Below are 20,524 nucleotides of genomic sequence, written 5' to 3'. Positions count from 1 at the left end.
CTGGATCTGCTAGCGGAACGCATCCATACGAGGACGCTATCCTTGAACGCTTCCGTGGTGGAGCTGGCGTACAGCCGGCGCGGCGTGGCGCTTTCCGGCATCACGACCGGTGATATCGACGGCGGCGTGGTGCCGTTTATTGCCATCCAGTTGGTCCTTGTGGTGATTCTGGTCTTCTTCCCCCAACTGGCGCTCTACTGCCGGCAATCTCGTTTGGCCGCTAGGGTACGGCACCCAATGCCGGCATATAAAAACAGCGGGTGGAGCGTTACGCTCCACCCGCTGGCTTTGGGCAAACTGATCGGGCTTAGATCGGGTTGTTCTTGACGAAAACGTTGAACGGCAGCTCGTTGGTCTGGTGCCAGCGCTGGATCTTCTGGCGGAACGCGTTCCACGAGGGGAAGATTTCCTTGAATGCCGCCGATTCATAGCCAGCATACAGCTCGAAGGAGGCCTTTTGGGCGGCATTCATGATCTCGTCGCTGTACACCCGCAGCTTCTTGCCCTTGGCCACGATCCGCTCGAGCGCATCGTTATTCAGCGCGTCGTACTTGGCGAGCATGTTCATGTTCGACTCCCAAGCTGCGACGCGGATGAAGTTCTGGTACTCCTTGGGCAGCTTGTTCCACGCATCGAGGTTGAAGACGGCGTGCAGCGAAGGACCCGGCTCCCACCAACCCGGTGCGTAGTAAAACTCAGCCGCATCGGGCAGCCCGAGCTTCTCGTCGTCGTAGGGGCCGACCCACTCGGCGGCGTCGATTGCGCCGGTCGAAAGGGCTTGGAAGATTTCACCGCCGGGCAGGGTTTGGGTCACAACACCCAGATTCTTCAACACCTGTGCGCCAAGGCCGGGGATGCGCATCTTGAGGCCCTGCAGGTCGGCGACAGTGTTGATCTCGCGGCGGAACCAGCCACCCATCTGGGTGCCGGTGTTACCAGCGGCGAACGAGATCACGTTAAAGTTTTGGCCGAGCTTGTTGATCGCCGCTTCGCCGCCGCCGTGGTACAGCCACGAGTTCTGCTGCTGCGCGGTTAGACCGAAGGGGAGCGACGTACCGAAGGCCCACGCCGGATCGAGACCGACGTAGTAGTAGAGGGCGGTGTGGCCCGATTCAACCGTGCCCTGCGACACGTTCTGCACCACCTCGAGGCCGGGGAAGAGTTCGCCGGCGGGGAAGGTGGTAATCTTGAACATGCCGTTCGACAGCTCGGCCACCCGCTCGGCCAGCACCGTCGCGCCGCCGTAGATGGTGTCAAGCGAGATCGGCCAGCTCGTACCCATGCGCCACTCTACCGCCGGCATCGACGAGCCTTGCGCCGGGGCTTGTGCCGTCGGCGCTGCGGCAGTGGGTTGCTCGCCACCGGCAGCCGTTGGCTGGGCTGGGGCAGTGGTTGGTTGGTTAGTGACAGCCGGTGGCTGGCCACAGGCTGCCAACGTCAGACCGAGGCCGCCAAGCACGCCGGCGGCGGCGCCACGAAGAAACTCCCGTCGTTTCATGCTCTGCTCCTAGGCAATCTGAACTATAAGGGAACGGTATCTTAATTATAGACGATCTAGTGAAATTGTGCAAATTATTGATTTATTGATCGTGAAACATTTGCTAAACCAGTTGTTTGTTGCTGAAAACGTGGTTACAAGAAGACAAGGACGATGGCAAGCGTTACAATACTCGCCAGATTCGAGAATAAGACGGTTGCGGTAACAAATTCAGGCAGCAGATCGTTTTCCATAGCGATAATGCTGACGAGCACTGCGGTGGGCATACTGGCTTGCAAGATGCCGACGTTGCGTTCGAGCTGCGGCAGGGCAAACCAGCCGGCGATGCCAAAGGCCAAAACGGGCCCGCTGATGAGGCGCACGGCACTTGATATAAGTAAATCAGCGTTAATGCGGGGGATACCAGCAGCGGCCAGTTGCGCACCCAACACGATCAGCATGGTCGGGATCAGTGCGCCGGAGAGCAATTCGAGCGGGCGCATCACGACTGGCGGCAGTGTGATCTCAAGCCAGTTGAACAACAGCGCCGGCGGCAGCGCCAGCAGGGCCGGGGTGCGGAAGACCTGAATGGCCATCCCGAGGCTAAAGCCGCGGCTGAAGTTAGCAGCCCCGACACAGACAATAAACGCCAGCACCAGATTGGCTAAAAAGTAGACGGTCGCGACGCCGAGCGCCGCCGGCCCTTCGGCGAATTGAATGATCGGCAAGCCGAAATTGCCGACGTTGCCAAACGCCGCGATCATGACATACGCTGCCGTCATAGCCGGGCTACGCTTCAGCAAGCGGGCCACCAGAAAGGCAATGATGATCGAGCCGATATAGACGACGGTGATAAAGCCGATCATGCGTCCGGCTAATCCAGCTTCGATCCGGGTTTGGCTGAGCACGTAAAATACGAACGCCGGGGTCAGAATAAAGTATGCGAAGCGTGAGAGGGTGCGCGCTTCGAGTTGTAGCCGCGGGCCGGTCAGGTAGCCAAGCAAGACGAGCAAGAAGACAGGGGCAAGCACGTTGAGGAAGATGCCGGGCAATTGGCTCATACAAATTGTGTTTTCTTCAGACGCCCCATCAATGGGGCAAGGGCGGGGCAGATAACTATGCCTATGATACCATTTCTTCGATGCTTGCCCGTCATGCACGGCTGTGATACAATACCGCTACTTGCAAAAGCCCGATCTGGCGTTTTGCGCAAGCATCAGCTATTGCTGGCGGTTTAAGGAGTTTCTCGTATGTCGGATTTTTCCGGTCGCAATCCAGCCATCATTCTGGTAGAAGATGAGCCTGACATTCTCATCATCTTGCATCGCTTGATGCGTGATCTGACCGGTGGTTACGATATTATTACCGTCAATAGCGGTGCTGATGCGCTGGCCCAAATCGCGCTGCGCCGGGTGCCGCTCGTGATCACCGATTACAATATGCCCGGCATGAATGGTCTGCAACTGGCCGCAGCCATTAAGGAGACTTCCCCCGATACCAGCGTGGTGATGATTACCGCCTACGCCACCCCTGAGCTGGAAAAGCGCGCTCGCGAACAGCGGATCGACTACTATTTGCCTAAACCCTTCCCGCTCGATCGCCTCGAGCAGATTGTGCGCGATGTGTTGCGCAAGTAGTCTGTCAGCATAACATCAGATCATTTTCATTCTCGCGCGCCAGTTCTCCCGTTACGATGAGGGCGCCTATTGTTGCTGTCGCCATCGTAACCGGAGGCATGTGATGTCTGATTGGCTGTCGTTGCTGCCCTCGATCATCCTCGTTGTGATGATTGCGCTGACCCTAGCATTGCTGCCATTGCTGGAAGATGAGCGCGCTCCTTCCGCCGAGCGCCAGCAGACCGATCGGATCCGGCTGCCGCGCCGGCCCCAATGATCCCGCCTGCTAGTGCTCTGCCATACGGAGCGTGCGGGCTAAGGCTAGCGCCTCTTCCGCGCTGTGAATATCACCCGCTAATTGCGCTTCATGGATCAACTTCAGCAAGCGCCCCACTTCCGGCCCCGGCCCGATCTGTAATGCCGCCATCAGTTCGTCGCCGCGAATCAGCGGCGGCGCCGGCGGCGCCGGCGGGTTCCAATATCGATCCAGCATCGCTCCCAGCCACGCCAGATGCCGTTGCCAAGCCACCGGGTCGAGCCATGGCCCGCGCGTCGCCAGATGGTCGGCCAGCTCGTGCAGCAGAATGTCGGGGCCGGTATCGCCGGTGTCGCGGAAGAAGCGATTGATCCCGCGCTCGCTCAACTGTTCGCTGTCACGCATTTGCCCCGGACGCATGTGTTCATGCACGACGCTGACCAGATAGCTGGTATCAGCGCGGCTCAGGCGGAGCCGCTTCCCGATTTGCGCGACTGTTTCTGCGCCTAAGCTCTGATGGCCGTAGAAGGTCACGGTGCCGTCGGGGTGGCTGACCTTCGTTTGCGGTTTGGCGTTGTCGTGCAAGAGCGCCGCTAGCTTGAGCAACGCGGCACGCCGCACGATGCCGCGGCGCTGGTTGAGCACCTCGTGATATTGGTCGGGAAAGGGAAGATCGCGGCTGAGCTGCGGATACGTCTGCACTGCCACCGGTGGATCACCGTCATCGATCAGCCAGTCGAGCGCGGCGACCGTTTCGAGCATGTGAGCCAGCACTGGTAAAAAATGCACCCGCGGCTGATCGCAGGCGCGGGCCGGTTCGAGTTCGGGGAAGATGATCGTCAACGCGCCAACCTCGTCGAGCAGGCGCAGACCGGCGGCGGCAGCCGGCCCATCACACGTTTTGAGCAGCTCGTCGCGGATGCGCTCGACGGCCACGTTCACGAGCAACGGCGCCGCTGCGCGCGCCGCCGCGATGAGGTCGGGATCAGGATGCAGCCGGTGGGTGGCGCGGAACCTCCCGGCTCGCACCACGCGCAACGGGTCGTCGCGCAAGCTGGTTGGTGCGCAGAGGCGCAGACGACCGGCGGCGAGATCGTCACGCCCTCCCAGCGGATCGATCAGCGCGCTCCAGTCGCCGGCCAGCACTGCCGCGAGCGGCAAAGCGAGCGCGTTGATGGTAAAGTCGCGCAATCGCAAATCACCCTCGATATCAGCCGCGCGAAGCGCCGCGCAATCGATCGTGATCCCGCCGGGCAACACGGCGCGTCCGGTGTCACGTTCGCGATCGAGCGCGACAAACGCGCCGCCGCCGGCATCAGCAATCGCTTTGGCGAGCGCCAAGCCGCTGCCGGTGGTGGCCAGATCGAGATCGACCGGCGTTTGTCCGCTCAGCAGCGCGCGCACTGCGCCGCCAGCCAGCCACACCGGCTGATCAGCCAGATCAGCAATCAATTGGAAGATGCTGTTCATGATGAGGTTCAACAGTCATTCAAGCGCGCGGCGTAAAGAACTGCGTACCGGTGACAGAGACGTACAATGCTTGGCGGAAGCACATACCCTCTTTTGTACGACGTAATCCGCGTGATGATCCGTGAAGTGGCAGGGAGCCAGTATTGCTGGCTCCCTGTGCATGCTCTAAAGCACGAGGTTCACCGGCGTCCGCAGGATGCAGTTATCCTTCACTAGTTAAGGTCAACACCCCATCAGTATAACGCTCCACGGCGGGTCGCGTCCACAACAGAGGGTGATACGCGCCGGCCCGCCACGCATCGGTCATGTCGGCATAGTGCGGGCTCGCCGGATGGCCGCTCTGGCCGGCGGGCAAAATGGCGCGGGAAGCGTCCCAGTCACTCAGATCGAGGATAAAGCGCAGTGATGGCGCATTGTAGATCGTCATGCCGGCAATATCGCGTGGAATATAGCAATGGTTCACGGTGTCGAGATCACCTCCCATCGGCCATGGACCGCGGTTAAAGAGCGGGGTCAGCGCCGGCACGCTCCCCAGCGGATGGCGCAGGGTCAGGCTGTGGATCTTCCCGTACTGCCAGCGGGCCGGATCTTTGCCCAGCCGTTCAGACAGCTCGGCGGCAGTGCGGGCCAGCGCTGCGCGCAACACGCCGCCCCACGTGCGGCCATTGCCTAACCACTCATCGGGTTGGTCGAGCGGTTGGGATGCCATCCGTTCCAGTACCATCGGCAACGCGCATTCCAGATAGATGTTCGCCGGCAGCACGCTAAACGATCCGAGCGCCGCCGGCGCGTGGAACAGGTCAGCGAGTTCTTGGTAGACGATGCGGAGCAGATGGTAGCGCAATCCGTCGTAAATCGCGCCGGCAACGCTCTCGGCGTGAAGCTGGCCATCCCACTCCACAAGGATGTCCCGGATTCGCTGCTCGCTCCCCGGTTCGAGGCTTAGGCGCGCCACCTGCTCGACCAGTTGTTTGCCGGGCACCGACAGGAGATCATTCTGGATGCGGGCAAAGCTGCGCACATCGTGCTGTTTGGCGGCATCGAGCAGCTCTTGGATGCGTTGGGCGCGATACGGATTGAGCCAGAAGCCATGGATGGGAGCGTTGCGCTGTTCGCCGCCGGTAATCCGGTGATTGGCGGTGACAATCGTGCCGCTCGGCGGATCGAGCTGGCTGGGCAATTCTTCAAAGGGGATCATGCCCTCCCACTCGTACTCGCCGCTCCAGCCGGGCACCGGCAACATGCCGTCACCGTGCCGGCGGATCGGCAGCCGTCCAGCCAAGCAATAGCCGATATGGCCGTCGATGTCGGCATAGACAAAATTCTGCGGCGGCGTATCCCAATCGGCCAAGGCGGCGCGGAACTCGTTCCAGTTTTGGGCCCGGTTGAGTTTCAGCACCGAACGCATTAAGGTCGGCGAGGGATCGAGCGCCGTCCAGCGCAGCGCCAGCGCCGTGGTCTCGGCGCCGGTCGTGGTTGGTTCGCCGCGCAGCGTGCCGGCCACCGGATCGATGATCGGGCCGTGGCGGGTAATGCGCACATCGATCACCACCGGCTCGGCTTGGCCTTTGACCGCAATCGTCTCGGTCACGACTTCGGCGGTCAGCCACTCATCGCGCCAGCGGTAGCGCAGCGGGTCAGCGGCATCGAACTGCTCGATGAAGAGGTCTTGGTTATCGGTGCGCGCATTGGTCACGCCCCACGCAATGCGCTGGTTATGGCCGATAATCACGCCGCAGGTGGCTGGAATAGTGGCGCCGGCGACGTGAAAATCGCCGCCTTCGAGATGCACTTGGTACCAGAGGTTGGGCAAGGCCACATTGAGATGGGGGTCATTCGCCAGCAAGGGTCTCCCGCTGGTGGTACGTTTGCCGGCTGCCACCCACGCATTGGAGCCTTGCGGCGTCTCGGTTTCGCCGGTAAAGAGTGCGGCATCACTGGCCAGTTGCAGCGCGGCGGCGCCGAGATCGGCGGTGTAGTGCGCGCCGGAAGGCACCGTCAAAGGGCCGTCTTCGGGGTAGCGCGGGCGAAGCGCAACGGCCCGCTCGATGCCGACAGTCGCCACAATCTGCGCCTGCAACAACTCTTGCATCCAGTTGGTCGAGAGATTGAGCGACATCATCTTTGGCCAGACCAAAAGATCGGCCAGTTCCCATGGCTGCGGCTGGAAGCCGAGAATGGTAAACTCGAGCGGCAACCGGCTGCCGCTCTGTTCGATACAAGCATTCACGCCGCGTAGATATGCGGTCATCAAGGTCGCCGTCTCATCATCGAGCAACGCAGCTTCGCGGCGGGCAATCCGGCTAAAGCCGAGAGTGCGGATGAAGCGATCGGAGTCGATCGCAATCGGGCCAACGATCTCGGCGAGGCGGCCATGCCCGATCCGGCGGTGCATTTCCATCTGCCAGAGCCGGTCTTGGGCATGTACATACCCAAGGGCGCAAAAGAGGTCTTCGTTATTTTCCGCATAGATATGCGGAACACCCCAGCGATCGCGGCGCACTTCGACGGCTGCGCGCAGACCGGGCAGCTTGGCCCGCCCGTTGATGCGCGGCAAGGGACGGCGCAGGGCAGCGATGGCACCGACGCCAGCAAGGGCGGCGACCGCGCCAACGGTAATGCCGATGGCCCGTCCGAGGCGAGAGGGGTTGAAGGTCACGCTCCACCTCCGTTTCAGACTGAGAATGGTGACACTTGTATTGTCAACCGCACCGCTGAAAGTGTCAACTGCTCATCTGGTGAATGAGCGGGCAAGTTGAGAGTCGGGCAGAACATGTGATTGAGTACAACCGTTGATCGCTGTGCAATTCCTCAACGCCCGGCGCTACACTCCCCTCTCCCGCGCCAGTGGGAGAGGGGTTGGGGGTGAGGGCTAACAGTCCGCGTAGCGGGCTTTGTAAGCCTAGCCCGGCCCTTCAGGGCCGGGTGCCGGTTGAGATGGTCTGGCCGCCCTTGAGCGAGGGGCCGGTGGGTGAGGGCCAGCAGTCCGCGTAGCGGGCTTTGTAAGCCTAGCCCGGCCCTTCAGGGCCGGGTGCCGGTTGAGATGGTCTGGCCGCCCTTGAGCGAGGGGCCGGTGGGTGAGGGCCAGCAGCCCGCGCAGCGGGCTTCGTAAGCCTAGCCCGGCCCTTCAGGGCCGGGTGCCGGTTGAGATGGTCTGGCCGCCCTTGAGCGAGGGGCCGGTGGGTGAGGGCCAGCAGCCCGCGCAGCGGGCTTCGTAAGCCTAGCCCGGCCCTTCAGGGCCGGGTGCCGGTTGAGATGGTCTGGCCGCCCTTGAGCGAGGGGCCGGTGGGTGAGGGCGAAATAGCAAATCTCAAAGCTATCAATCGTATCTGCTCTTATATGTTCTATCCGCCCTTGGAGCGGGCAAGGCGGCAGTGTGCGACCATATCTACCGGCGCGGTTGACAGTGACGAACGGATGGCGTATCTTTCCAAAAGGTGAATCACACGCGCAGTCAAAGTAACGAACCATGAGCTGGTCTGTTCCGCCGGAATTACATCACGATTTCTTGTTCGTCGAGCAGCTCTTGCGTGAACGCACGCGGGCGCGGCTAGCTGTCATTTCCATGGTCGGCCCCCATTTGATGAACGATCCATCTGATCGGTTGCGGGCGTTGATCGTACTGGCCATTGCCCGCTTGGGGAATGGTGCTGGCGAACAGGTGGCGCATGCCGCTGCGGCGGTGGAACTGATCGAAGCAGCGACGCGGGCGCACGATGATCTGATTGACGAGCAGGCCCGTCGCACTGGCCGGGTGGCTAACGGTGCGTGGGATCACGGCGTGGCGCTCATGGTGGGTGATTACCTCTTTGCGCTGGCTGCCGGCGAAATGGCGCGCAGCCCTGATCCGCGCATTATTGGTCTGTATTCGCAGGCGGTGATGCGGATCTGCGAAGGCCAGTTAACGACGGTGAGCAGCCTGACGCCGCCCGAAGCGGCGCTGGCGGTGTATTGGCAGCGGGCGGAAGCGTTGGCCGGGGCCTTGTTGGCGGCGGCGGCGCAGGCCGGGGTATTGTGCGGCGGGTTGGCAGACTCGTTGCTTGAGCCGGCGGCGCAATTTGGTCTGCATCTTGGCTTAGCCCGGCAGCTCGCCAAAGAGATACGAGATATTGAGGCTGATGGCGCATGGCTGCAAGCCGGGCATGTACCGCTGGCCTTGGTATTGGCCGCCAGTGATTCGCCGGCGCCAGCGTTGCAGGCGCTCTTTGCTCACCCGTCACCGGAGACGATCGCAGCCGCGTTGCCGATCATCCGGCGCGATGGCTTGCCGGCAGCGCGAGCAGTTCTGGTTGAACAACAGGCTGCGGCCCGGCAGGCGTTGGCCCAATTGCCGGTTGGCGCGACCACTCCATGGCTAGCGGCGCTGATCGATCAGATTGGCGGCTGAGCAGCGCGAGCGCCTATGTTATAATGCGACGGCTAACCGTTCGTTGCCGCTTTCAATCCGGCAGGAGAGGCTATGTACCGTTCACATACCTGTGGTGAGTTGCGCCCCGCTCACGCTGGCCAAGAAGTGACGCTGGCCGGCTGGGTGCATCGCCGGCGCGACCATGGCGATCTGATTTTTATTGACCTGCGCGATCGCTACGGTATCACGCAGGTCGTGTTTGACAGCGCCAACCCGGCAGCGCATGAAGTGGCCGAGACCGTGCGCTCGGAATATGTCGTTCAGGTGCGCGGGCGGGTGCGCATTCGCCCTGTCGAAGCCGTCAATCCTGACATTGCCACCGGCGAAATCGAAGTGGCTGCGATCGAGGCGCAGGTGCTGAACCCGGCCCGCACGACGCCGATCTATATTGCCAAAGAGGGCGGTGAAGAGGAAGCGGTGCGTCTCAAGTATCGCTACCTTGACCTGCGCCGCGAGCGAATGCAGCGCAACCTGATCTTGCGCCATCGTGTGGTCAAGTTTATCCGCGACTTTCTTGACAACGAGGGCTTTCTTGAGATCGAGACCCCGATCTTGATCAAATCCACCCCGGAAGGGGCGCGTGACTATCTGGTGCCCTCACGCTTGCATCCGGGCAAGTTCTATGCCCTGCCGCAAAGCCCGCAGCAACTCAAGCAGTTGCTGATGGTAGCCGGCTATGATAAGTATTTCCAGATTGCCCGCTGCTTCCGCGATGAAGATCAGCGCGCCGATCGCCAGCCTGAGTTTACCCAGCTCGATATGGAGATGAGCTTCGTCGATCAGGAAGACGTGCTCAATCTGATCGAACGGCTCTTTACCGCGCTGTGCCGCACGGTGACGCCGCACAAGCATCTGCCGACGCCGTTCCGCCGCCTTACGTATGCCGAAGCGATGGAGCGCTACGGTTCCGATAAGCCCGATCTGCGCTATGACCTCGAATTGGTCAATCTCAGTGATCTGTTAGCCGAGACACCGTTCCAAGTGTTCCGCGGTGCGTTGGCTGCCGGCGGTCAGGTGAAAGGGATCCGGGCGCCGGGGTGCGCAACCTTCTCGCGCAAGCAGATCGACGAACTGGCTGAAGTGGCGCGTGCTGGCGGCGCGAAGGGGTTGGCGTGGGCCGTGTTGCCGGCTGATGGCAGTGAAGTCCGCTCAAGCTTCGCCAAGAACCTCGCTCCCGGCGAGTTTGACGCGATTGCCCAACGCATGGCGGCGCAACCCGGCGATCTGTTGTTGATCGTCGCCGATCAGCCGGCGGTAGTCGCCGCCTCGCTCGACAAGCTGCGCCGCAATCTGGCCGACCGGCTCAACCTTGCTGATCCCGACACGCTCTGCTTTGCGTGGGTGGTTGATTTTCCGCTGGTGGAATGGAACGAGGACGAGCAGCGCTGGGACGCCGTTCACCATCCCTTTACCGCACCCAAAGACGAAGACCTGCATCTGCTGGCGACCGATCCGGGCAAGGTGCGCGCCAAGGCTTACGACCTGATCCTCAATGGCTACGAGGCAGGCGGTGGCAGCATCCGTATCCATCGCCGCGATGTGCAGCAGCAGATCTTTTCGCTGCTCGGCATCAGCGAAGCGCAGGCGCAGGCCCAGTTTGGCCATATGCTGGAAGCGTTTGAATATGGTGCGCCACCCCACGGCGGGATCGCTCCCGGCATCGATCGGCTGGTGATGATCTTGGCCGGCGAGCCGACCATCCGTGAAGTGATGGCCTTCCCCAAGACGCAGCAGGCAGTCGATCTGATGACCAACGCGCCGTCGCCGGTGGATGAGCGCCAGTTGAAGGAGCTGCATATCCGGATCGTCGAGGAATAATGATCCGGCGCGCCCCCGTAGCAGCAAGAGTGGTTTCTGCCGATCTCAAAACTTGCTAGCTACGGTGGCTGCGAAAAAAAGTAGTACTTCTGACCCGGCGACAAGTTCGCGCAGAAAAGCTATACTATAAGATGCACGACGTCCATGCCGCCGCCGCGCCTATCTCGGCGCGGCGTTGCGTTCGCCGGAGCAGGTATGCCCAAGCGCATTTTAATTGTCGATGATGATCCGAACATTCGCCGGTTGGTGGCGTTGGCGCTCACCGATGATACGCCGTACGAAGTGAGCGATGTCTCTTCGGCGGAGGCTGCGCTGTTGCACATTTCGCGCCAGCCAGTCGATCTGTTATTCACCGATCTGCGCATGCCGGGGATGAATGGGATCGAGTTGATCCAGCGGGTGCGCCAGCTCGATCCGGGCACAGCGGTGGTGGTGTTTACGATTAGCCCCGAAGACTTATCGCCACAACTCAAAGCCGAATTGCAGATTGACTACGTCTTGACCAAGCCTGCCACTGCCGAGCAATTGCGGTTAGCGGCGACCACCTTGCTTGATCCGATCAAGCCGGCGGGCGCTAGCCGTCCCGAAACGCAACCAGCCGAACCGGCCAGCGGCAGCCGGTTTAGCCAGCGGCTGGCTGCCCTGCGCACACGCCAGTCACCGCCGCCGGCGCCGGCGGTGAATTCGGCGGTGGCGATGCGGCTGACACCCAACCAGCCCGGCCGGAGCGGGCGCAGTTATTCGGAAGCCCAGCTCGAACGCATGCGGCAGGCGTTGAAGGATTTGGCGCTGGCGCCCGATGTGCAGTGCGCCATTTTGGCCGATATGAGTGGGTTGGTGCTCAGCCATTGGAGCCGGCGGCGCGATATTAACGTTACGGTCGTGGCGGCGCTGGCTGCCGGCAACACACTGGCGCTGGCCGAGATTGGCCGCCATTTGGGCCAGCAACGTCCCGGCCATTTAGTCATTCACGAGGGCCAAGATCAAAACATCATTATGGCGTCGGTTGATGACCTGATCTTGTTGCTGGCGATTGGCGCCAACGCATCACTCGGTTGGGCGCGGATTGCCGCCTTGCGCGCGTGCGAGGAAATGGCCCGGATCGCGCGCAGCGAGTAGCGAATAGCGTTTGACACCACGCCAACCCTTTGCTATACTACGCAAGGCAAAGGGCGGTGCAACCGCTCTGTTTTCATGTTGTCTCGACGCAGTGCGTGCGTCGCCCCAAGGAGAAGAAGACCGTGTATGCGATTATTCGTGACCGTGGCATGCAATACCGTGTCGAGCCGGGCCAAGTCCTGACCATCGACCTGATCAGCGCCGAGCCGGGTAGCCAGATCGAGCTGGGTGAAGTGCTGTTGGTGGGCGACGCGGAGCAGGTAAAGGTCGGCTCGCCGCTGGTCGAGGGCGCTGTGGTGCGGGCAGAGGTGTTAGGCGAGCAGAAGGGCGACAAAATCGTCGTGTTCCGCTACCGCAACAAGACGCGCTATCGCCGCCGCACCGGCCATCGCCAGCGCTATACCAAAGTTCGCATTAGCGAGATCGTCGCCTAGAGGAGCTTGAACAATGGCACACAAAAAAGGTGTAGGCAGCTCGCGCAACGGGCGCGACAGCAATCCGAAAATGCGCGGTGTCAAGCGCTTCGGCGGCGAGCTGGTTCGGGCCGGCAATATTATCGTGCGCCAGTGCGGCACCAAAATCAAGCCGGGTGAGAATGTCGGCGTTGGTCGCGACTGGACGCTCTACGCCCTTGTTGATGGCGTGGTGCAGTTCGGCCACTATTCGCGCTCCCAGAAGATGGTCAGCGTGATTCCAGTTGCGTCTGCCGAAGCCACTGCCAATTAGAGAGGATACGACGGTGAAACAGGGTATTCATCCCAAGTACTATACCGATGGCATCGTCTGCACAACCTGCGGGACGGTGTGGAAGATCGGTTCGACCCGCCCGAATCTGCGGGTGGAAATTTGCTCGAACTGCCATCCGTTCTATACCGGCGAACAGCGCATCGTCGATACCGCCGGCCAAGTTGATCGCTTTATGCGCCGGTTGAATATCGCCCAAGAGCGGCAGACCGAGCGCGAAGCGCGCCGTGCTGGCCGCCAACCCGAAAAGAAGAAGAGCTTGCTCAAAGAGATTTACGGCGAAGAGGCAGAATAGCCGTTGGTTTCCCAGAAATAGGTGGGGCGACGCGCGCACGTCGCCCTTTCCTATTTGTACTTCTCTAAGATGCGGCGAGCTTGGTTCATGACCTCGGCCCGTAGTTCCGCCGGTTCGATCACCGCTACCTCGGTTCCCCAACTCAACACCCAACCTAAGATTTCGCGAATGCCGGCGACAGTCAGGTATAAGTCGCAACTGCCATCGGCGTTGTCGATCAATTCTTGGCTATGGTGCCAGCGATTCTCGCGGATGCGCGGCGCGGCTTGCGGGCTGAAGCGTAGGTGAATTGTCACTTCCGCCTCGTTCATTACTTCCCACGACCGCGCCAAGTGGGCATACGGGTCAAAGTCAGTTGGAATGCTGAACTGCTCGTCAAGCAGTTCGGCATGCTCGATCCGTTCCACTTTGAAGGTCCGCAAATCGTTGCGCAGCCGGTCATAGCCGATCACGTACACTCCCGGCGTTGTACGCACTACTTCGAGAAAGTAGGGCGCAATGTCGCGCTCGGTGAGCGGCCGGTTGGGGGCGCGGTAGCGGATGCGCACCATGCGCCGGTCGGCCCATGCGCGGGTAAGCAGTTCGAGAATCGCGACGAAATGTGGATTAGGCGGGCGCTGGCGTACAATCTCGGCCAAGCGGGCAATGTGGCTGGCGATCGTTTGGTCGGGCAGGCCGGCGGCAAGCTGGGCGAGCGCCGAAACGATGTGCGGATTGTGTTCGTCGCTGTGGTGGCTGAGCAACCGCGCCGCAAAAAAGAGCGCGATCGCTTCATTGAGGTTCAGCCGGATAGTGGCGAGGTATTTGCTGCGGTCGAGGCCGTACTTGCCGTTGTGTTCCCAAATCGGTACACCCGCTTCGCTCAGCGTATCGAGATCGCGGTAGATGGTGCGCCGGTTGACGCCGCACAGTTTGGCGAGTTCGATCACGCTATAGCCGTTGGGCGGCGCATTGTACAGCTTATGTTCAAGGCTGCGCAAGCGCGCGGCCTTGCTGCGCAACCGGTTTTCGGCGCTCGTCATAGTCAGTGCTGTATACAGTATCGCCGCAAAGGGCGGCAACGATGCTGTTGGCCTGCTTTGCGGCGGTTATCTGACTTGTTACAATACGAACGAAGCCGCAATCATCCCAATCGTGAGCAACCCGCCCCAGATCGTGATCCAGATCAGATCTTGGCGGACATACGCATATTCGCGGCTGTAGTCAGGCGGTTCGACCGTCCGGGCCACCGGGCGGCGCACCGGGCTCGATCGTTGATTGGAACGGCGGCGATTGCTGCGCGAAGACATCGACATACGGCCATACTCCTTGCGAAGGTTGTTGTCACCAGTTGTATTATAGCGGAAGTTTGTGTCCGGCCTGCGCACCGGATTGGCTAGAGTGCGTGTTGGGAGGAGCGTTTCGCTCACCCCGTGCTGTGGAATGTTGCGGGTGGCTAGAACGTTTGGACGAGTGTAATCGTTGATCGCTGTGCAATGCCTCAAAGCGTAGCTCTGCTCCCCTCTCCCGCGCTAGTTGAGGTACAGACAGAACATTTGATTAATTGCAACGGTTGATCGCTGTGCGATGCCTCAAAGGCCGGTTCTGCGCTCCCCTCTCCCGCGCCAGTGGGAGCGGGGCTAGGGGTGAGGGCCGTAAGTGGCCCGCGCAGCGGGCTTCGTACCCCTAGCCCGGCCCTTCAGGGCCGGGTTCTGGATAGATGTTCTGTCCGCCCTTGAACCCGCGCCAGTGGGAGCGGGGCTAGGGGTGAGGGCCAGTAGCCCGCGCAGCGGGCTTCGTATCCCTAGCCCGGCCCTTCAGGGCCGGGTTCTGGATAGATGTTCTGTCCGCCCTTGAACCCGCACCAGTGGGCGCGGGGCCGGGGGTGAGGGCAAACCAGCGCACCGCAAAGCCATCAACCACAGCTATGCTCATACGTTCTGTCCGCCCTTAAACAATGGAACGGGACGGTGGTGCGGAGCGATCGACCCGTGCGGGCCAAGCACCCGCTTGCGCATCCCGTCCTCTAACGGTACTATACCCAGCGTGGTTTATTCAGTTCGTGGTGGGAAGAGGTATGCGGGTAGGGATTTTCGGTGGCGGCCAATTAGCCCAAATGTTGGTGCAGGCGGCCATCAGCCTCGGTGTTGAAGTAGTGATTTGCGAGCGGACGCCGGATAGTCCGGCGGCGCGCTATACCCAGCATGCGGTGGTGGGGCCGTGGGAAGATGAAGCGGTGCTCGCTGGGTTTGCCCGCCAGTGCGATCTGGTGACGTTAGAAAATGAGTTTATCGATGCCGGCTTGCTCGAGCGGGTCGTGGCCTTGGGTGCGCCGGTTTGGCCTACGCCGGCGACGGTCGCCGTGGTGCAAGATAAGTTGTGGCAAAAAGAGCGGTTAGCGGCGGCGGGGTTGGCGGTGCCGCCGTTCCGGCCGGTCGCTGGGCCAGATGAAGTCTTGGCGGTTGCCCAAGAGTTCGGCTGGCCGCTAGTGCTCAAAGCGCGCCGCAATGGCTATGATGGCTACGGCAATGCCACCCTGCGCGGCCCGGCTGATGTCGTGCCGGCGTGGGAACGGCTCACTCGCGGCGGCAGCCCGTTGCTGGTTGAGGCATGGGTGCCGTTTAGCCGCGAATTGGCGGTGATGGTTGCGCGCCGGCGTGATGGCGCGACGGCGGTATACCCGGTAGTCGAGACGGTGCAGCAGAATCATATCTGCCATGTGGTGTACGCACCGGCGCCGGTTGAACCGGCGATGGCCGCGTTGGCGACTGAACTGGCCGTGGCTGCAATCGAGGCGGTTGAAGGGGTGGGGATCTTTGGCGTCGAGTTGTTTGCGCTGGCCGATGGCCGGGTGCTGATCAACGAGTTAGCCCCTCGCCCGCACAATTCCGGCCACTACACGATTGAAGCCTGCGTCACCTCGCAGTTTGAGCAGCACCTGCGGGCCGTGTTAGGCTGGCCGCTTGGCCCGACCACGATGCGCGCGCCGGCAGCGGTGATGGTTAATCTGCTCGGCCAGCGTAACGGCCCTATCGACACCAGCGCAATCACTGCGGCGCTCGCGGTGCCCGGCGCGCACATGCACTTTTACGGCAAGCGCGAAGAGCGTGTCGGGCGCAAGATGGGCCATATTACCGCGCTGGCCGATACCTTGGCTGAAGCTGAAGCGATTGCCCGCCGCGCCGCTGCGCTGGTGGCGATGCCATCGTGATTCGTCGAGACGAGGAAGCGCTATGTCCGATCATCCTCTCGTGGGTATCATCATGGGCAGTGACAGCGACTTGCCGACCATGCAAGGCGCGATCGATGTCTGTCGCGAGTTTGGCATTCCCTACGAAGCGCGGGTCGTCTCAGCGCACCGCACCCCGCTTGATATGGCCGAATACGGTATCACCGCGCACCAGCGCGGCATCCGGGTCATCATTGCCGGGGCCGGCGGCGCGGCCCACTTGCCCGGCATGATCGCCGCCCATTCGCCGTTGCCGGTGATCGGTGTGCCAGTGCCGAGCAAAGCGCTCAACGGCCTCGACTCGCTGCTCTCGATTGTGCAGATGCCGGCGGGGGTGCCGGTGGCCACGGTTGCCATCGGTAATGGCCGCAACGCCGGTTTGCTCGCCGTACAGATACTGGCGAGCGCCGATCCGGCCTTGTTGGCGCAAGTGCAAGCCTACAAAGAGCGCATGGCAGCCGAGTCGCGGGCCAAAAACCGCATCTTTACAGAAGCGTAATCTCTGTGGCGGGCCAGACCGGTTGCGTGTTCATTCTCGTGTGTTATTGTCGGTACCGTCGTCCGCAAGCGGCGATCATTGCCGCCGCACGGTGGCAAAAGCTGGTTGGTGCAGACCTTCAGCCTTCAGATCACGATAGCCATTGCCGCGAGATGCTATCGTTGGGTGCGCGAACGTTATGCAGTGAAAGGGATTGACTCTCCTATGAGAAATCTGCTCGTGACCGGCGGGGCCGGTTTTATCGGCAGCAACTTTGTTCACTATATGCTGGGCAAGTATGCCGATTATCGCATCGTGGTCTACGACAAACTGACCTACGCCGGCAATTTAGCGAATTTGGCGCCGGTTGCTAACGATCCGCGCTTTGCGTTTGTGCGCGGTGATATTTGTGATATTGATGCGGTGCGTGAAGCGGTGCGCACCTACGACATTGATACCATCGTCAATTTTGCCGCCGAGACCCACGTTGATCGCTCGATTATGGCGCCTGATGCGGTGGTGCGCACCAATGTCAACGGCACATGGGCGTTACTGGAGGTAGCGCGCGAACTGAAGCTCGAACGCTTCCACCAGATCAGCACCGACGAGGTGTACGGCGCGATCCCGGCGCCGTACCGCTCACGCGAGGGCGATCCGCTCGAACCGCGCAGTCCCTATTCGGCCAGCAAGGCCGGGGCCGAGCATCTTGTCTATGCGTATTACATTACCTATGGCGTGCCGGTGACCACCACTCGCGGCTCGAATAACATCGGCCCGTACCACTATCCTGAAAAAGCGGTGCCGCTCTTTACCACCAATGCGATCGACAATCTGCCTCTGCCGATCTATGGTGACGGCTTGCAGGTGCGCGATTATCAGTACGTGCTCGATCACTGCGAAGCGATCGACGTGGTGCTGCACAAAGGCCAAATCGGCGAGGTGTATAACGTCGGCACCGAGGTCGAGACGCCGAATATCGAGATGGCGCGCAAAATTCTCGACATTCTCGGCAAGCCGCACAGCCTGATCCAGCATGTCGCCGACCGGGCCGGCCACGACCGGCGCTACGCGCTCGATTGCTCGAAGCTGCGCGCATTGGGATGGCGTTCGCGCCATACCTTTGATGAAGCGTTGGAAAAGACCGTGCGCTGGTTTGTCGAAAACGAGGCGTGGTGGCGACCGATTAAATCGGGCGAGTACATGGAATATTACCGCCGGCAATACCTCGAACGCGGCGGGTATCCGGCGGCGACGTAAGGCACCTGCGGTTCGCCTACGCCCCCGCCGGCGTCACGACCACCACATAGCCATCGCCAATGCGCCGGAACCGCACATGGCGCGGGAGGGGCGGCAACTGCCGCATGCGCAATTCTTGTTCGACGCGGGCTATGATCTCAGGCCATAGGCCCGCGTCACCCTGATAGTAGCGGCGCAACAACGCACACAATTCGTCATCCGCCGGCCACGTTAGCGCGTCCACGGATCGCCGCCTTTCTGCCGGTGCTGATGGGCTTGGACGATGAGATCGCAGATCTGTTGCGGGTCATCGCACACTTGCAACCGGTCGAGGTCAGCTTGGGCAATCGTGCCAGTCGCGAGCAGCGTATGGCGCGCCCAATCGATCATGCCTTGCCAGAACTCCGAGCCGTACAGCACAATGGGAAAGTCGTGAATTTTGCCGGTTTGAATGAGCGTCAACGCTTCAAAGAGTTCATCAAGCGTGCCAAAGCCGCCGGGGAAGATCACAAAGGCATGGGCATATTTGACGAACATGATTTTGCGGATAAAGAAGTAGCGAAATCGCACCTCGAGATCGAGAAATGGGTTCGATCCCGCTTCAAACGGCAATTCAATCGTACAGCCAACCGAGCGCCCGCCGCCGGCGCGTGCGCCTTTGTTGGCCGCTTCCATCAGGCCGGGGCCGCCGCCGGTGATGATGGTAAAGCCGGCCTGCGCGAGTAAGCGGGCCGTTTCACTCGCGGCCAGATAGATGGGCGAGGTTGGTGGAATCCGGGCCGAACCAAAGATCGAGACGGCGGGGCCAAGCCCGGCCATGTTCTCGAATCCTTCCACAAATTCACCCATAATCCGCAACACGCGCCACGTGTCGGTATGGGTAAAATCGTGCGGTTGCCGGTACGGATCGGTGCGTAGCAGGCGTTCGTCTTCTGTCTGGCGTGACATATATGGTATACTCCGCAAGTTAACGGCAGCCGGGTAAGGCGACCGCAAGAGCGAGATGGTAAGGGTGCATGATGACTCCCTTACCGATGGCGTATGTACAGTGTACCCTACTTAGACTAGCATAGTACCATTTCAGGAGGAGTGATGACCCGTCCGAGCGATGGCGGCCGTATCGAGGTGATTTGCGGCTGCATGTACAGTGGTAAGACCGAAGAGTTGATCCGGCGCATGCGGCAGGTGCGGATTGCCCGCCAATCGTACCGGATCTTTACGCCGCGGATGGATACGCGCTATGCCGAGGGGCAGGTAGCCAGCCATAGCGGCAGCCGGCTAGAGGCGATTACCGTGGCGACGATGCGCGAGATTTTGGCCCATGCCCAAGATGCGCATGTGGTCGCGATCGATGAATTGCATCTGTTCGATGACGATCCAGCCGAGATGGTGCGCGGCTGCCAATGGCTCGCCGACCGCGGCGCGCGGGTAATTGTGGCCGGTCTCGATCTCAACTACCGGGCCGAGCCGTTTCCGGCAATGATGCACTTGCTGGCGTTGGCCGAGCAAGTTGATAAACTGTATGCGATTTGCGTCAAGTGCGGCGCGTATGCCACCCGCTCGCAGCGGTTGATCGACGGTAAACCCGCCCCGGCCAATGCGCCGACGATTGTTGTCGGCGGTCTTGATATGTACGAGGCGCGCTGCCGCGCCTGCTATGAGCCGGCAGTGTAGGGGCGGGACAGGGTAAGGGCGGGTTTCAACCCCGCCCTTCCCCCTATCCGATCAGCTCAATCCCAGCTTGCGCTTCAGCTCGGCCAGCTCGCTATCAACCTCGGTCTCCTTCTCGAGGTTGCGGAACCGGGCCTCCAGCGAGTCGCCTTCGAGCTTGGCCATCGCCTCGGCGCGGGCCAGCCGGTCATCGACCTTCTCTTCCAGTTGATCGAGCTTATCGAGGGCGCTGACGCGACCAATCGACGCGGCGGTGCGCTGGAGCGCCTCTTGGGTTTGGGCGCGGTTTTTCTTGGCGATGATCAGCTCCTTGCGCGCCTTCACCTCGGCGATCCGGGTTTCGAGATCGATCAGGGCCTGCTGCAACGCTTCTACCTGCTCTTCTTGCGCCTTCTCTTGGGCGCGGTACTGCTCAGCCAGCTTCTGGGCCTGCACCTTGCGGGCCAGCGCCGCCTTCGCCAGTGCCTCATCGCCGGCGCGCAACGCTCGCTCGGCTTTGATCTGCCACTGTTCAGCCTCTCCCTCGGCAGCGATCCGGCGCTGCTCAAGCCGGGTCTCGTCGGCCATCGCTTGGGCCACGCCGGTGCGGGCCTCGTACAGCTCGTTGGTCAGTTGGCGCAGGTATTCGTTCGCCATCTTCTCCGGGTCTTCCGCCTTATCTAGCATCGCGTTGATGTTGGCGCTGATCAGATCCTTGATACGACCGAGAATGGACATGGACGCTCCTC

At 61.3% G+C, this 20,524-nt stretch carries 22 protein-coding genes; 13 read left to right on the top strand and 9 right to left on the bottom strand.

The genetic code is table 11. The features are described from left to right. Positions 1-42: 42 nt before the first annotated feature. The gene (locus A6A03_RS05860) at positions 43-327 is read left to right on the top strand and encodes a hypothetical protein (RefSeq protein ID WP_156525278.1); all 285 of its coding nucleotides are present in this window, start codon (positions 43-45) and stop codon (positions 325-327) included. Here A6A03_RS05860 and A6A03_RS05855 read toward each other — a convergent pair. Continuing rightward, positions 308-1,498: a TRAP transporter substrate-binding protein gene (locus A6A03_RS05855; RefSeq protein WP_066784791.1), complete on the bottom strand. Its 1,191-nt coding sequence runs from the start codon at positions 1,496-1,498 to the stop codon at positions 308-310. The two genes, A6A03_RS05860 and A6A03_RS05855, sit on opposite strands and share 20 nt — an antisense overlap. Before the next feature lie 134 nt (positions 1,499-1,632). Beyond that, the gene (locus A6A03_RS05850) at positions 1,633-2,538 is read right to left on the bottom strand and encodes an AEC family transporter (protein ID WP_066784789.1); all 906 of its coding nucleotides are present in this window, start codon (positions 2,536-2,538) and stop codon (positions 1,633-1,635) included. 189 nt (positions 2,539-2,727) lie between these two features. Between A6A03_RS05850 and A6A03_RS05845 the strand changes: the two genes are divergently transcribed. Next, positions 2,728-3,114, top strand: coding sequence for a response regulator (locus tag A6A03_RS05845; RefSeq protein WP_066784786.1), 387 nt, complete (start codon positions 2,728-2,730; stop codon positions 3,112-3,114). A gap of 103 nt (positions 3,115-3,217) precedes the next feature. Then, a complete protein-coding gene (locus tag A6A03_RS20595) occupies positions 3,218-3,370 on the top strand; it encodes a hypothetical protein (protein ID WP_172812286.1) in 153 nt (50 codons plus the stop codon). 9 nt (positions 3,371-3,379) lie between these two features. On the opposite strand, the gene A6A03_RS05840 is transcribed toward A6A03_RS20595, so the two are convergent. Together A6A03_RS05840 and A6A03_RS05835 are read right to left on the bottom strand one after the other, a co-directional pair. Beyond that, the gene (locus A6A03_RS05840) at positions 3,380-4,819 is read right to left on the bottom strand and encodes a tRNA nucleotidyltransferase/poly(A) polymerase-related protein (RefSeq protein WP_066784783.1); all 1,440 of its coding nucleotides are present in this window, start codon (positions 4,817-4,819) and stop codon (positions 3,380-3,382) included. Positions 4,820-5,021: 202 nt separating this feature from the next. Beyond that, entirely contained in the window at positions 5,022-7,478 is a 2,457-nt protein-coding gene (locus tag A6A03_RS05835) for a penicillin acylase family protein (RefSeq protein WP_066784781.1), read from the bottom strand. 810 nt (positions 7,479-8,288) lie between these two features. Between A6A03_RS05835 and A6A03_RS05830 the strand changes: the two genes are divergently transcribed. The 6 genes from A6A03_RS05830 (at position 8,289) to rpmE (ending at position 13,203) form a co-directional block, all read left to right on the top strand. Then, positions 8,289-9,206 (top strand): polyprenyl synthetase family protein, encoded by a 918-nt coding sequence (locus A6A03_RS05830; protein ID WP_066784778.1) that lies wholly within the window; start codon positions 8,289-8,291, stop codon positions 9,204-9,206. 72 nt (positions 9,207-9,278) lie between these two features. Then, positions 9,279-11,045 (top strand): aspartate--tRNA ligase, encoded by a 1,767-nt coding sequence (aspS, locus tag A6A03_RS05825; RefSeq protein WP_066784775.1) that lies wholly within the window; start codon positions 9,279-9,281, stop codon positions 11,043-11,045. A 195-nt stretch (positions 11,046-11,240) separates the two neighbouring features. Next, positions 11,241-12,164: a response regulator gene (locus A6A03_RS05820; protein ID WP_066784772.1), complete on the top strand. Its 924-nt coding sequence runs from the start codon at positions 11,241-11,243 to the stop codon at positions 12,162-12,164. 122 nt (positions 12,165-12,286) lie between these two features. Further along, complete coding sequence (gene rplU, locus A6A03_RS05815; protein WP_066784770.1) at positions 12,287-12,598, top strand: 50S ribosomal protein L21; 312 nt, start codon at positions 12,287-12,289, stop codon at positions 12,596-12,598. Between the two features lie 13 nt (positions 12,599-12,611). Further along, the gene (gene rpmA / locus A6A03_RS05810) at positions 12,612-12,890 is read left to right on the top strand and encodes a 50S ribosomal protein L27 (protein WP_066784767.1); all 279 of its coding nucleotides are present in this window, start codon (positions 12,612-12,614) and stop codon (positions 12,888-12,890) included. Between the two features lie 13 nt (positions 12,891-12,903). Beyond that, a complete protein-coding gene (gene rpmE, locus A6A03_RS05805) occupies positions 12,904-13,203 on the top strand; it encodes a 50S ribosomal protein L31 (protein WP_066784764.1) in 300 nt (99 codons plus the stop codon). Between the two features lie 50 nt (positions 13,204-13,253). Here the strand turns inward: rpmE and A6A03_RS05800 are convergent, their stop codons facing one another. Together A6A03_RS05800 and A6A03_RS05795 are read right to left on the bottom strand one after the other, a co-directional pair. Beyond that, positions 13,254-14,225 (bottom strand): helix-turn-helix transcriptional regulator, encoded by a 972-nt coding sequence (locus tag A6A03_RS05800; protein ID WP_066784761.1) that lies wholly within the window; start codon positions 14,223-14,225, stop codon positions 13,254-13,256. A 78-nt stretch (positions 14,226-14,303) separates the two neighbouring features. After that, positions 14,304-14,498, bottom strand: coding sequence for a hypothetical protein (locus A6A03_RS05795; RefSeq protein WP_066784758.1), 195 nt, complete (start codon positions 14,496-14,498; stop codon positions 14,304-14,306). Positions 14,499-15,259: 761 nt separating this feature from the next. On the opposite strand from A6A03_RS05795, the gene A6A03_RS05790 reads away from it, so the two are divergent. The 3 genes from A6A03_RS05790 (at position 15,260) to rfbB (ending at position 18,146) form a co-directional block, all read left to right on the top strand. Continuing rightward, positions 15,260-16,393, top strand: a complete 1,134-nt coding sequence (locus A6A03_RS05790; RefSeq protein WP_066784755.1) for a 5-(carboxyamino)imidazole ribonucleotide synthase — start codon at positions 15,260-15,262, stop codon at positions 16,391-16,393. Positions 16,394-16,415: 22 nt separating this feature from the next. Continuing rightward, positions 16,416-16,910 (top strand): 5-(carboxyamino)imidazole ribonucleotide mutase, encoded by a 495-nt coding sequence (purE, locus tag A6A03_RS05785; RefSeq protein ID WP_066784752.1) that lies wholly within the window; start codon positions 16,416-16,418, stop codon positions 16,908-16,910. A 204-nt stretch (positions 16,911-17,114) separates the two neighbouring features. Next, the gene (gene rfbB, locus A6A03_RS05780) at positions 17,115-18,146 is read left to right on the top strand and encodes a dTDP-glucose 4,6-dehydratase (RefSeq protein WP_066784749.1); all 1,032 of its coding nucleotides are present in this window, start codon (positions 17,115-17,117) and stop codon (positions 18,144-18,146) included. Positions 18,147-18,162: 16 nt separating this feature from the next. Here rfbB and A6A03_RS05775 read toward each other — a convergent pair whose 3' ends face one another. Both A6A03_RS05775 and A6A03_RS05770 read right to left on the bottom strand, forming a co-directional pair. Continuing rightward, the gene (locus tag A6A03_RS05775) at positions 18,163-18,369 is read right to left on the bottom strand and encodes a hypothetical protein (protein ID WP_066784746.1); all 207 of its coding nucleotides are present in this window, start codon (positions 18,367-18,369) and stop codon (positions 18,163-18,165) included. Beyond that, a complete protein-coding gene (locus tag A6A03_RS05770; protein ID WP_066784743.1) occupies positions 18,357-19,073 on the bottom strand; it encodes an LOG family protein in 717 nt (238 codons plus the stop codon). Before A6A03_RS05770 ends, A6A03_RS05775 begins: the two co-directional genes overlap by 13 nt. A gap of 144 nt (positions 19,074-19,217) precedes the next feature. Here A6A03_RS05770 and A6A03_RS05765 point away from each other — a divergent pair, with 144 nt between their 5' ends. Continuing rightward, the gene (locus A6A03_RS05765) at positions 19,218-19,799 is read left to right on the top strand and encodes a thymidine kinase (RefSeq protein ID WP_066784740.1); all 582 of its coding nucleotides are present in this window, start codon (positions 19,218-19,220) and stop codon (positions 19,797-19,799) included. Between the two features lie 51 nt (positions 19,800-19,850). Here A6A03_RS05765 and A6A03_RS05760 read toward each other — a convergent pair whose 3' ends face one another. Further along, positions 19,851-20,513, bottom strand: a complete 663-nt coding sequence (locus tag A6A03_RS05760) for a PspA/IM30 family protein (protein WP_066784737.1) — start codon at positions 20,511-20,513, stop codon at positions 19,851-19,853. Positions 20,514-20,524 lie beyond the last annotated feature (11 nt).

The sequence above is a fragment of the Chloroflexus islandicus genome, assembly GCF_001650695.1.
GTDB classification, from domain to species: domain Bacteria; phylum Chloroflexota; class Chloroflexia; order Chloroflexales; family Chloroflexaceae; genus Chloroflexus; species Chloroflexus islandicus.
Note: the sequence above shows the minus strand (reverse complement) of the source record. Positions and strands in the feature narration are given on the sequence as shown.